This window comes from Roseateles sp. Mitsp63, assembly GCF_059491535.1.
Genome location: NZ_CP168509.1, coordinates 616,180 through 628,566 on the forward strand (window position 1 = coordinate 616,180; position 12,387 = coordinate 628,566).

At 66.3% G+C, this 12,387-nt stretch carries 12 protein-coding genes; 10 read left to right on the top strand and 2 right to left on the bottom strand.

Annotated features, from left to right (window positions below; translation table 11 throughout):
* Positions 1-15: 15 nt before the first annotated feature.
* From ACEN96_RS02665 to ACEN96_RS02700, 8 genes are all read left to right on the top strand, one after another.
* The gene (locus ACEN96_RS02665; protein ID WP_495586506.1) at positions 16-1,086 is read left to right on the top strand and encodes a serine/threonine-protein kinase; all 1,071 of its coding nucleotides are present in this window, start codon (positions 16-18) and stop codon (positions 1,084-1,086) included.
* Positions 1,083-1,877 carry a Stp1/IreP family PP2C-type Ser/Thr phosphatase gene (locus ACEN96_RS02670; protein ID WP_495586507.1) on the top strand — a complete coding sequence of 265 codons (795 nt, stop codon included), beginning with the start codon at positions 1,083-1,085 and terminating at the stop codon, positions 1,875-1,877. The genes ACEN96_RS02665 and ACEN96_RS02670 overlap by 4 nt, the downstream gene beginning before the upstream one ends.
* Positions 1,878-1,916: 39 nt before the next feature.
* Positions 1,917-2,573, top strand: coding sequence for an FHA domain-containing protein (locus ACEN96_RS02675; RefSeq protein WP_343642729.1), 657 nt, complete (start codon positions 1,917-1,919; stop codon positions 2,571-2,573).
* Between the two features lie 164 nt (positions 2,574-2,737).
* Complete coding sequence (locus tag ACEN96_RS02680) at positions 2,738-3,520, top strand: MBL fold metallo-hydrolase (RefSeq protein WP_495586508.1); 783 nt, start codon at positions 2,738-2,740, stop codon at positions 3,518-3,520.
* Positions 3,521-3,797: 277 nt separating this feature from the next.
* Complete coding sequence (locus ACEN96_RS02685; protein WP_495586509.1) at positions 3,798-4,241, top strand: pilin; 444 nt, start codon at positions 3,798-3,800, stop codon at positions 4,239-4,241.
* A gap of 221 nt (positions 4,242-4,462) precedes the next feature.
* Complete coding sequence (locus ACEN96_RS02690) at positions 4,463-5,797, top strand: O-antigen ligase family protein (RefSeq protein WP_495586510.1); 1,335 nt, start codon at positions 4,463-4,465, stop codon at positions 5,795-5,797.
* An 11-nt stretch (positions 5,798-5,808) separates the two neighbouring features.
* Positions 5,809-6,573, top strand: a complete 765-nt coding sequence (gene tfpZ, locus ACEN96_RS02695) for a TfpX/TfpZ family type IV pilin accessory protein (protein WP_495586511.1) — start codon at positions 5,809-5,811, stop codon at positions 6,571-6,573.
* Between the two features lie 79 nt (positions 6,574-6,652).
* Complete coding sequence (locus ACEN96_RS02700; RefSeq protein WP_495586512.1) at positions 6,653-8,461, top strand: PglL family O-oligosaccharyltransferase; 1,809 nt, start codon at positions 6,653-6,655, stop codon at positions 8,459-8,461.
* Positions 8,462-8,473: 12 nt separating this feature from the next.
* Here the strand turns inward: ACEN96_RS02700 and moaC are convergent, their stop codons facing one another.
* Positions 8,474-8,956 (bottom strand): cyclic pyranopterin monophosphate synthase MoaC, encoded by a 483-nt coding sequence (gene moaC / locus ACEN96_RS02705; RefSeq protein ID WP_495586513.1) that lies wholly within the window; start codon positions 8,954-8,956, stop codon positions 8,474-8,476.
* Positions 8,957-9,018: 62 nt separating this feature from the next.
* On the opposite strand from moaC, the gene ACEN96_RS02710 reads away from it, so the two are divergent.
* Positions 9,019-10,587 (top strand): M48 family metalloprotease, encoded by a 1,569-nt coding sequence (locus ACEN96_RS02710; RefSeq protein ID WP_495586514.1) that lies wholly within the window; start codon positions 9,019-9,021, stop codon positions 10,585-10,587.
* Positions 10,588-10,663: 76 nt separating this feature from the next.
* Here ACEN96_RS02710 and ACEN96_RS02715 read toward each other — a convergent pair whose 3' ends face one another.
* A complete protein-coding gene (locus ACEN96_RS02715; protein WP_495586515.1) occupies positions 10,664-11,020 on the bottom strand; it encodes a phage holin family protein in 357 nt (118 codons plus the stop codon).
* A 290-nt stretch (positions 11,021-11,310) separates the two neighbouring features.
* Between ACEN96_RS02715 and ACEN96_RS02720 the strand changes: the two genes are divergently transcribed.
* The gene (locus ACEN96_RS02720; RefSeq protein WP_495586516.1) at positions 11,311-12,300 is read left to right on the top strand and encodes a TerC family protein; all 990 of its coding nucleotides are present in this window, start codon (positions 11,311-11,313) and stop codon (positions 12,298-12,300) included.
* Positions 12,301-12,387 lie beyond the last annotated feature (87 nt).

Here is a 12,387-nt window from a genome sequence, read left to right on the forward strand (position 1 = left end):
AAGGCTCGCCATGTCATGAGCGCCTCCGGCTTCCTGAAGCGACTGCTGGGCCGAGGCGCGTCCGAGGGCGAGGGACCGGGCTCGCCCGACAGCCTGCCGACGACGCAGCCGATGCCGCGCCCGGCGGGGGTGGCGCTCGACGACTACGAGATCGGCGAGGAGCTCGGCCGCGGCGCGATGGCGGTTGTCAACCGGGCCGTCGACCGCCGTAACGGCCAGGCGGTCGCGATCAAGCGGCTGGCGCTCCAGCGCGAGTTCGCGCCGGAGGACCTGATCGACGTCCGTGACCGTTTCATGCGCGAGGCCAGCGCGGCGCGGCATCTGGATCACCCGGACATCCTGCGGGTGCTCGACGCGGGCGAAAGCGCCGGCGACACCTGGATCGCGATGGAGTACGTCGTCGGCCAGGACCTGAGCCACCACACCCGCCCCGGTCAGCTGCTGCCGCTGCGCGAGGTGTTGCTGCTTGGCGCCCGGCTGGCGCGGGCGCTCCAGTACGCGCACAGCCATGGCGTTGTCCATCGCGACATCAAGCCGGCCAACGTGATGCTCGAGCGCGAATCCGGCAGCGTGAAGATCATGGACTTCGGCATCGCCCGCGTGGCCGACGGGAGCCGCACGCGGACCGGGTTGGTCCTGGGAACGCCGTCCTACATGTCGCCGGAACAGCTCGCCGGCTTGCCGGTCGACGGGCGCAGCGACCTCTATTCACTGGGGGCGATGCTGTTTCAATTGCTCACCGGCCACCTTCCGCATCAGTCCGAATCGATGGCCGCGCTGATGCATCACATCATGAACCAGGCTGCGCCAGACGTGCGCCGATTGCGGCCCGAACTGCCGGAATCGCTGGCCATGGTGATCGCGCTGTCCCTGGAGAAGCGGCCCGAGCTTCGTTATCAGCGCGGCGACACGCTTGCCCAGGATCTGGAGTCGGTGCTCAGCCAGATTTCGGTGGAACTGGCCAATAGCACCGGCGCCACAACCCCCCCACCGGCGGGACAGGCGTTCGAGCGAACTTTGCGGCTACAGTCCCAGGGCGCAGTGCACAATCCCCTTCCCCCAGACGATCCCGCCAGCAAGACATGACCCTGGAGTTCTTCAGCGCCACCGACACCGGACGTGTGCGCGACAACAATGAAGACTCGGTCGCCCTGGAGCCGGGCGTCGGGCTGGCGGTCCTCGCGGATGGCATGGGCGGATACAACGCCGGGGAAGTCGCCAGCCAGATGCTGACGACCTTCATCAAGTCGGAGTTGGGCCGCTGGCTGGCCGAAACCGGCCAGCACGCCACCGACATCGATGTCAGGCGCGCGATGGACATCTGCGTGGACAACGCCAATCGCGCCATCTTCAATGCCGCCAACACCAATCCGCGCTATGCCGGCATGGGGACGACGCTGGTGCTGGCGGTGTTCCGGGAGCAGAGCTTGCTCCTCGGCCATGTCGGGGATTCGCGGGCGTACCGCTATCGCGATGGTCAGCTTGTGCAGCTCACGCGTGACCATTCGTTGCTGCAGGAACAGCTCGACGCGGGTCTACTGACGCCGGAAGAGGCGGCATTCAGCAGCAACAAGAACCTGGTGACGCGGGCCGTGGGCGTGGAGGACACCGTGATGCTGGAGGTTCACCAGCACGACCTGCTGCCGGGTGATCAGATCCTGCTGTGCAGCGACGGCCTCTCGGACATGGTCGATGACAGCAGCGTGGCACAGGTGCTGCAAAGCCACAGCGATCTGCCTGAAGCGGCGCAGGCGCTGGTGGACGCGGCCAACGACATGGGCGGCAAGGATAATATTGCGATCGTTCTGGTTCGCGCGGAAAGTCGCACCAAGCCATGGGCGTGGTGGCCATTCAGTCGAAACAATGGGCGCCGCTGAGGCGGCCCGCTACAAATAAGACAGGACTCGAGGTCAAGCATGGGCAAGCTGGTGGTGTCGCTCGACGGCGTGGTGATCAAGGAAGTGCAGATCACCAAGGACAAGACCACGCTCGGTCGTAGACCTTACAACGACATCGTCATCGACAACCTTGCGGTCAGCGGCGAGCACGCCGTGCTGCAGATGGTTGGATCGGACGTCTTCATCGAGGATCTGAACTCGACCAACGGCACCTACATCAACGGCAAGGCGATCAAGAAGCAGCTGTTGTCGCACAGTGACGTGATCGAGGTCGGCAAGTACAAGATCAAGTTCCTGATCGAGGACAACGGCGACTACGAGAAGACGATGATCCTGCGTCCCGGCACGGCGCCAAGCAGTGGCTTCGGACTGCCGTCCTCGTTCGGCGGCCTGGGCCCGGCGCCGGTGTCGACCGCGCCGGCCGCGATCAAGGTGCTCAACGGCCCCGCGGCGGGCCGCGAGGTGACGCTGACCAAGGTCGTGACGACCGTGGGCAAGCCGGGCGTGCAGGTCGCCTCGATCACGAAGCGGCCCAGCGGCTACGTCTTCGCGCACGTCGAGGGTGGCGCGCGCCCCGTGGTGAACGGCGCGCCGCTGACGGCCGAATCCGTCCCGTTGAAGAACGGCGACGTGATCGAGTTGGCCGGCACCCAGATGCAGTTCGTGCAGGCCTGAAGCCGGTTTCCTGTATCGAAATGCTTCCGCCGTGTCGGGCGATCGCCTACGCGCGTGCAGGTTTTCACGACAGCCCGTGGGGGCCTCGTAAGCGACGGCAATAAGTCCCCGATTCGAGGATTCGGCGCTTAGCGGCGCGCGAGGCTGGCTCTAAAGTCGTCGGCATGAAGATTCGCGTGCTCGGTTGTGCCGGCGCCCTGGCGGCCGGCTACAGGACCACTTCCTTCCTGCTGGACGACGATGTGCTCATCGACGCCGGCAGCGGCGTGGCCGAGCTCACCGTCGAAGCGATGACCCGGGTGGACCACATCCTGGTGACGCACTCCCACCTTGATCATGTGCTGGCGATCGGCCTGCTGGCCGACACCGTGCAGCGCCGGCGCGCGCAGACCGGGCGTCCCCCGGTGAAGGTGCATGCGCTGCCGCAGACGCTGCAAGCGCTTCGCGCGCACGTTTTCAACGGTGTGATCTGGCCTGACTTCACGCGCCTCCCCACGGCGGAGCGGCCCGCGCTGACCTTCCACGAATTTGCTGTCGGTGATCGCCTTGATCTCGGACGGGATCGACGCATCGAAGTCCTGAGCGCGGCGCACACCGTGCCTGCCGTGGGTTTCGCCGTGGACGGCGGCGCGCCGGGGCATTGGGTGTTCACCGGCGATACCGGCCCCAATCCGGCGCTGTGGGATCGCCTGGCGGAGATGAAGGTCGCGCACCTGATCATCGAATGCGCCTTCGGCGACGACGAGTGCGGCTTGGCCGGCATCAGCAAGCATCTGTGCCCGACGACGCTGCGTGAGGAGCTCTCGAAGCTTGGCGGCGCGATCGATGTGCACATCACCCACATCAAGCCAGGAGAGCGGGCCGCCGTGATGGACGCGGTGATGGGGCTGCGGACGACGCACCGGATCTCCGCGCTGGAGAACTTCCAGGAGTTCACGCTGGCCTGAGGCTGCATGCCCCCTGCCGACCGCCCGCGCCGGATCTCCGCCGCGGGCGGTTTCGTTTTGGAGGGAGGACGGTTGCCTGTCCGTGATTTGCCGACAAAGCTTGTCCGAAGCGCTGCGAGTGACAAAACTCGGCAGACGCGCTGACAAAAATGGTCACTTGAAGTCAGGCGGTGATCGACAGGCTGTGACGTCATTCACGGAATGAGGAAGCAAAGCGGCTGGCACGCGCCCTGCGTTCAATGGGTCGTCTCTACCCCACTCTCTCTTTGGAGTTTCTATGAAGCGCGTTCAACAAGGTTTCACCCTGATCGAACTGATGATCGTCGTGGCGATCATCGGTATCCTGGCCGCCGTGGCTCTGCCGGCGTATTCGGACTACATCAAGAAGTCCAAGGTTTCGGAAGTCATGGCTGTCGCCGGCCAGCCGAAGGCTGCCATTCAAGAATGGCTGTCGGTCAAGGGCTCGTTCCCGGCTGACCAAAACACGCTGGGTCTGGAATTCAACCCGACCAAGTATGTGTCTGGCTTGACCTACACCGGCGGCACGACCGCTGTTCTGACTGCCACCGCGCAAGCCATCGGCACCGGTGTTGACGGCAACAATCTGGTCCTGACTGGCACCCGCGTTCAGAACGCCGGCACGGCGACTGACCAAGTGACCTGGGTTTGCACCGGCTCCATCCAGGCGAAGTACCTGCCGGCTTCGTGCAAGGGCTCCTGAGCCCCAGCCATGAGCTGAAGACGACTGGATCGTCGACATGAAGGAGCCCTCAAGGGCTCCTTTTTCATTGGCATAACGAATGTCGTGCGTGACGGCACGTACCATTCCCCATCTTGCATACGCATCTTCCTCCGTTGCCCATGGCGGTCACTGCGGTGACACTGTCCTTTGCAGGATTGCTATGGGCCATTCCCTTCCTGCACCCCGTCGCGACGAGTGCCATGACGGCACACGACTTCGCGCGGCTAGCGGAATTGGCGATGTTGGCGCTTGTCGGGCTCTCCTGGGCAAAGCGGCCGGCATTGTGGCGAATACCGACACTGGATCGCGCGGTGCTCGCTACGTTGGCCGTTCTAGCGCTCCTCTCGTGTCTGAGCGCCTCCCATCCTTTGGCTGCCGTCCGCGAGGTGGCGCTGACGGCCGGCCTGTCCGTGCTGGCGCTGCAGCTCGCAGGCCCCTTGTCCGACACACGGCTTCGCGAGCGCTTCCTGGAGGTGCTTGCCTCGGGTGGCGCTGCCTATGGCGGCGTTTGGCTGATGACGCTGCTGTTGGCCGCCGTCGCGGGCCAGGAGTTTTCGGCTTGGGACATGGTCTTCGGGTTCGACAATGGCAGATTCCTGAATCATGCCCAGACTGTGGCTCTGCCGTTGGGGGGAGCGGTGCTCGCACGGGCGGGGAGCCCTCGATGGGCGAAACTCGCGGCTGCGGTCATGCTGGTGATTGCTGGTGCGATCCTCACGCTCTATCTCGCGCGCGCATCCATCCTGGCGCTGCTCATTGGTGCGGTGCTAACGCTGCTGGTCCTCGGTCGTCAGTGCGCAAAGTACGTGGTTGTCATGGTGACAACGCTGGGCGCGGGTTCGCTTGCGCTGGCACTCCTCTGGCACTTCCGATTGCAGTATCTGTCGGGACCGATGAGTGACGGCCTCGCCTCGATTCATTTCCGCGATTACCTCGCGCTTCGAGCCCTGGACCTCTTTGCGACCGCACCGTGGCTTGGTGTCGGCCCCATGCATTTCGCGAACTCGATCAATCCGATCGCGGCCCACCCTCACAACGTGTACGTTCAGTTGCTCGCGGAATATGGCGGTCCAGCCGCGGTTCTGGTCCTGGTGTTCGTGGTCCGCGTACTGACCCGCGCCTTCCGGCTCGCCCGCAGTCTGGCTAGGCGGCAGCCCGAACTGGCGGCGGCATCCATGTCGGCGACGGTAGCCGTATTGGTGGACGGCGCGTTTTCCGGCAACTTTGTAATGCCGATTTCCCAAATGTGGATCGCGACACTGGCTGCCTTGGTGATCGGTTTCTCGCGCGCCGATACTCCGCGGCCCGAGACGACCGCAGGCGTCTCGATGTCGCCAGGTGCGCGTGAATCGCTTCGCGCCCCGGCGGCGCTTGTGCGCTGGCTCTTGGCGATATCGCTGCTTGTCGCCATGGGCTTCGGATACCGGGAAGGCCTGGGAGACATCAAGCCGCACATTCACACTGGCGAGCCGATCAAGGAGCCCATCGGCGAGCAGTATTTCAATCCCCGCTTCTGGGCGCACGGCTGGTTCTGAGAAGGTTTCCAATGGCAGGTTCGATTGAATGGCGTCGGCGCAGCCGCGCGGCGCTGGTGCACCTAGGCAGTTGCGTGGTGATCGCCGCGATGGTTGCCGCCGTGGTGCTGCTGGTCTGGTATCCGTGGCCCTACCGCGTGATCTCGGGAGGGCAGAACCTGCTGCTGATTCTGATGGCGGTCGATGTCATCATGGGACCGCTGATCACGTTCGCAATCTTCGACATTCGCAAGCGAGGAGCGGAACTGCGGCGCGATCTCGCGGTGATTGTGGTGTTGCAGGTCCTTGCGCTCGGATATGGCCTGCATACCGTCTACGTCGCCCGACCGGTCGCCGTTGCACTGGAAGGTGACCGGTTCCGTGTCAGCCCGGCCAACGGCGTGCTGGAAAGCGAGTTGTCGCTGGCGCCGGAATCACTGCGCAGCCTCTCTCTCACCGGACCGCGGCTGCTCAACACCGAAGTACCGGAGAAGGAGCGCTCCGATGCGCTCTTCATGGCGATGGGAGGCACCGACGTTGGCGCCCGGCCGAAATTCTGGCGTCACTGGGACCAGGCCGCCCGCGAACGAGCATTGAGAGCAGGTCGCCCCCTCGCTGCAAAGCTCGCCGGTTACCGTGGCGATCGCGCGCCCATCGAAACGGCCATCCGTGCCACCGGCCGTGCCGCCGATCAGTTGCTGTTCATTCCCGTGCTGGCAAGGCGCGAGGACTGGTCCGCCCTCATCGACGCCCGCACTGGCGAGGTGGTTGGCTTCGCGCCGCTCAACGGCTTTTAACGCGGCCGCCGGTCGACTGGGCGCGTCAGCCATGTGTCGGCGTTAGAGTTCCGCCCTGTCCCCACGACCCGGACCGTTCATGACGCTCGCCGCGACGGCGCCTGCCGCCGATCTCTCCGCCTCCGCCTCCGCCTCCACGCCACATCGCCAGATCCTCACGCTGATCGGACTTCTGCTGGGCGTCACGCTGGCGCCGCTCGTCGCGTACAACCAGACTCCGTCGGCCACGCTCTACAACCAGCTGCTGGCCTTCGGCGGGCTGGGCCTGGCCGTCGCCGGCCTGGCGTGGAGCGGCTCGCTGCGGCCGGGGTGGCGTGTCGATGGCGTGTCGCTCGGTCTGCTGCTCATGACAGCCGTCGCCTTGGCGGCGCCGTCGATGAACGGCCTTCCGTGGTCGATGGCGCTGACCAGTGCGGCGATGCTGCTGGGCGCGCTGCTCGCCGTGCAGACAGGCCGTTCGATCACGCCCGAACACCGCGACGACCTGCTCACCGCGTTCTGCGTCGCCCTCGTCGGCGCCGGCCTGCTGAGCGTGATCGTCAGCGTCGTGCAGATGTTCTTCCCTGCGCTGGCCGACGGCACCTTCATCGCGCGCTCCGGCCTGATCGGCCGCGCGGTCGGCAACATGCGTCAACCCAACCATCTCGCCAGCCTCCTCATGTGGGCTTGCGTCGCCTCGGTGTGGCTGGCGCAGGGCGGGTGGCTGGCGCGCCGCCTCGGCAGCGCGTTGCTGGGCACCATCGCGCTGTACCTGCTGCTGTTCCTGTTCGTCTTCTGCGTGCTGCTCAGCGCCTCGCGCACCGGAATGATCGGCGTCGGGCTGCTGGCCCTCTGGGGCGCCATCGACGCACGCCTGGCGCCGCGGATTCGCATCGCCCTCGGATCGACGCTCGTGATGTTCGCCCTCGGCTGGGGGCTGCTCGAGTGGTACACGGCCCTCAGCCATCATGCCTTCGGCGCGCAATCGCGCGTGTCCGATGAAGGCGCCGGGTCGCCCACCCGCCTGGCGATCCTGAAGAACGCCATCGGTCTGCTCCAGCGCTATCCGCTGACGGGCGCGGGATGGGGCGATTTCAACTTCGCCTGGACGCTGACGCCGTTTCCGGATCGTCCCGTCGCGTTCTTCGACCACACGCACAACCTCGAGATGCAGCTGCTCGTCGAGATGGGCTTGCCACTCGGGCTGTTGACGCTGGGGCTGCTGGGCTGGGGGCTGTGGAGCGGCTTCACGCGCGCCGTGCGCGGCACCGCGGCGACGCGCTGCGCCGCGATGCTGGTCGCGATGATCGGCTTGCACAGCCAGTTCGAGTACCCGCTCTGGTATGCCTACTTCCTGCTGCCGGCGGCGTTGGCGTTTGGCCTGAGCCTTGCGGAATCAACGCCCGATGAGGCCGCCAGAAGCGCCATCGTGGCGCCCACCGGCCAGCGCCGGCCGCTGCTGACGCTGCTCGGCCTCGTGATCGCGGCGGTGATCCCCCTGGTCATCGTCGACTACCTGCGCATCGTCCATATCTATGCGCCGCCGGCAGGGGCGTCGCCGCTGGAGGACCGCATCGCCGCGGGCCAGCGCTCGCCGCTGTTCTCCCTGCAGGCCGACTACGCCGAAGCCACCGTGCTGCCTCCCGGCGAGCTGGCGCTCGACGCCGCCCAGCGCACCGGCCACCACCTGATCGACATCCGCCTTCTGATGGCGTGGGCGAAGTCGCTCAATGCCGTGGGCGAGACGGACAAGGCCCGCTATCTCGTGGAGCGCCTGCGCGAGTTCCACAACACCGCCAGCGACGAATGGCTTGCCGAATGCGAGGAAGTGGCCTCGCTTGGCGCCGCGGCCAAGCCCTTCCAGTGCGAGGCGCCGCAGCGCGAGTACGGCTTCCGCGAACTGCGTTGAACCGCGGACCGGTCAGATCGCGGCGACCCAGTCGCCCGACTTTCCGCCGTGCTTCTCCAGCACGCGGATCTGCTCCATGACCATGCCGCGATCCGCGGCCTTGCACATGTCGTACACGGTGAGCAGTCCCACTTGCACCGCGGTCAGCGCTTCCATTTCGACGCCGGTGCGCCCGTGCGTCTCGACCTGCGCGGTGCAGATCACCGCGCTGGCGGCCTCGTCCAGCGCGAACTCCACCGCCACACGCGTGATCGGCAGCGGATGACACAGCGGGATCAGGTCGGAAGTTCGCTTCGCGGCCTGAATCGCCGCGATGCGCGCCACCCCGATCACATCGCCCTTCTTCGCATTCCCCTCGCGGATCAGGGCCAGCGTCTCGGGCTTCATCCGGATGCGGCCCGCCGCGCGCGCCACGCGGTGCGTGACATCCTTGCCGGAGACGTCCACCATGTGGGCTTGGCCATCGGCGTCAAAATGGGTGAGAGGCGAGCTCATGGGCGCGGCAACAATCGCGAAACCGTAGACACGTCATCATAGTTCTGGTCCCTGGAGATCCCTTGAAGCGACTGAACCCCATTCCCTTCACGCGCCGCGCGCTCGCGGTGCTGCTGAGCGCGGCGCTGCTCGGCCAGAGCGCGATCGCGCAGGTGAACCTGCCGGCGCTCGGCGACTCCGTGTCCGCCGAGGTCAGCATCGGCGCCGAGAAGAAGCTCGGCGACCAGGTCATGCGGCAGATCCGCGTCGATCCGGACTACATCGACGATCCGCTGCTGCTGGAATACGTGCAGAACACCTGGCAGCCGCTCGTCGACACGGCGCGCCGGCTCGGCAACATCAGCGAGGACACCAGCGACCGCTTCGCCTGGGAGGCCTTCCTGGTGCGCGACAAGTCGGTCAACGCCTTCGCGCTGCCCGGCGGCTATGTCGGCGTGCACCTCGGACTGGTCGCGATGACCGGCGCCCGCGATGAGCTCGCGTCGGTGCTGGGGCACGAACTCTCACACATCACGCAACGCCACATCGCGCGCAGCATCATCGGCGACGCCCGCACCAGCACGCTCGCGACAGTGGGGCTGATCCTGGGCATCCTGGCCGCGGCCAAGAGCCGCAGCATGGACGGCGCGCAGGCCGCGATCGTCGGCAGCCAGGCCGCGGCGGCGCAGGCGCAACTGAATTTCTCGCGCGACATGGAGCGTGAGGCCGACCGGGTCGGCTTCCAGGTCATGACCCAGGCCGGCTACCAGGGCGCGGGCATGGCCAGCATGTTCGAGCGCATGGAGCAGGCCTATCACCTGATGGACTCCGGCGCCTATCCGTACCTGCGCAGCCACCCGTTGACCAGCGAGCGGATTGGCGAAGCCCGCGCCCGCCTGGGCACCAAGGGGCAGACCAAGCTGGTGGGCACCTCCGAACATGTGTTGATGGCGGCGCGCGCGCGCGTGCTGATGGACCAGCGCACCGACCCGTGGCGCGTGCTGCAGGGCCTGGATGCGGGTTCGCGGCAGACGCAGAACATCGACCAGCTGGCGGCGCGCTACACGAGCGCGCTGGCCTCGATCAAGCTGCGCGATTTCTCGCGCGCCGAGGCTTCGCTGAAGACGGCCGACGCGCTGGCCGGGCTGCTCGGCGCGGATCCGGGCGCGAAGCGGCTGCTGGTCTACGCGCATGCGGAACTGGAGCTGGCGCGCGGCAAGGCCGAGGCCGGCTTCGCGGCGCTCGAGCCGCTCAAGGGCGAGCGCTCGCGGCCGATGCTCATGATGCGCGCCGACTTGGCGCAGGCGGACCCGCGCCCCGAAGTGAAACGGGAGGCCGCCGAAGCGCTCCAGACGCATCTCGCGCTGCACGCACGCGACGCCTTGGCCTGGCAGGAAAGCGGCACGCTCTGGCAGGAGCTCGGTCAGCCGCTGCGCGCGCTGCGAGCGCAAGGCGAGTCCCGCGCGGCGCTCGGCGACATCACCGGCGCGATCGACCGGCTGGCATCGGCGGAACGCCAGGGGCGGGCGAAGACGGCCGATCAGTTCGAGGCCTCCGTGATCGACGCGCGGCTGCGGGAGCTGCGCTACGAGCGCCGCCAACTGCTGGCCGAGATGTACCCGCGCGGCGTGCCGCCGGGCGCCGAGCCCTGATCCGAGCCCTGATCGCCTCGCCGCGCATTCGCGCTCGCAGGAAGGCCGCTCGATCGAGCGGCCTTCTTTCATCCGTTCATTCGCTGTCGGGGAAGAGCCGCTCGATCAGCACGTCGATGGCCATGCCGCACAGCGAATAGATCAGCGAGCCGATCAGCGCCGCGCTGAAGCCCGCGACCGCGAATCCATCCAGCACCGAGGCGGTCGCCCAGAACAGCAGTGCGTTGATGACGAACAGGAACAGCCCCAGCGTCAGCAGCGTCACGGGCAGCGTCAGCAGCACCAGCACGGGGCGCAGGACGGTGTTGAACAAGCCCAGCACGAAGGCCGCGATGAGGGCCGTGACGAAGCTCTTCACCTGCACGCCTGGGTACAGGTGCGCCACCAGCAGCAGCGCGGCGGCGAGCAGCAGCCAACGGGTCAGCGTTTTCATCCGCTCAGCATAGCGGCACTCATCATCAGAAAAATACGAAGTTGAAATCGCAAACAACACAAGATAATCCGAAGCTTCCGAAAGGGGAGTAGCCACGCGGCGCCAGCCGCGGCAGACGCCCGTCAATACGCTGCCGTGAAGGCAGCCGGGCCCTGCGCCTGATCCCGGATCGAGGTCTGCGACCTCGCGCCGTGTCAGCCTTGCAAGACCTTTCGGCCGGACGGCGCCATTGGTGCCGCGAGTGTTCCGGGGATCGGTACAGTCCGCTCCCGTTCTTGCAAGGAGTCTTCATGAGCACGATCGTGCCCGCCTGGCTGTGGGTGGTTTTCGTCGGCATCGTCGTGGTGTCGTTGGTCCTCGACTTCGTCGTGCTGCGCAAGCAGGGCGCGCACGACGTGGGCGTCAAGGAAGCGATCAACTGGTCGCTGGTCTGGGTGGCGCTGAGCGTGGCCTTCATGGGCCTGCTGTGGTGGGCCGTCAAGGACGGCACCGGCAGCACGGAACTCGCGAACACCAAGGCGCTGGAGTTCATCACCGGCTACCTCATCGAGAAGTCGCTGGCGGTCGACAACATCTTTGTCTTCCTGATGATCTTCACCTACTTCGCGGTGCCCTCGGCCTACCAGAAGCGGGTGCTCATGATGGGCATCATCGGCGCCATCGTGCTGCGCACGGTGATGATCCTGGTGGGCGGCTGGCTGATCGCCCAGTTCCACTGGATCCTCTATCTCTTCGGCGCCTTCCTGCTGATCACCGGCATCAAGATGTGGTGGGCGGCCGGCCAGGAACCGGACCTTGAGGACAATCCCGCGCTGAAGCTGCTGCGCAAGGTGCTGCCGGTCAGCAAGAACTTCGACGGCGAACGCTTCTTCACCCTCGAGAACGGCAAGCGCATCGCGACCCCGATGCTGCTGGTCATCGCGCTGGTGGGCATGACGGACGTGATCTTCGCGGTGGATTCGATCCCGGCGATCTTCGCGATCACCTCCGATCCGTTCATCGTGCTGAGCTCCAACATCTTCGCGATCCTGGGTCTGCGCGCGATGTACTTCCTGCTCGCGGCGATGGCCTCCAAGTTCCATCTGCTGAGCTATGGCCTGGCGGTGGTGCTGGTCTTCATCGGCGCCAAGATGATGCTGATCGACGTGATCACGATCCCGGTGCTGCTGTCGCTGGGCGTGGTGGTGGCGATCCTCGCGGTGACGATGGTCTGGAGCCTGAAGACCGCGCCCAAGCTGCCCGCGCCGCGCGACGAAGAAGCGCCCACGCCGATGAACTGACGCGGCGCTGGACGGGAATCGCCCCCGGTGCCCCCCTCCGAAACCCGCGCGACGCTTCTGGCGTCCCGCGGGTTTTTTCATCTTCCT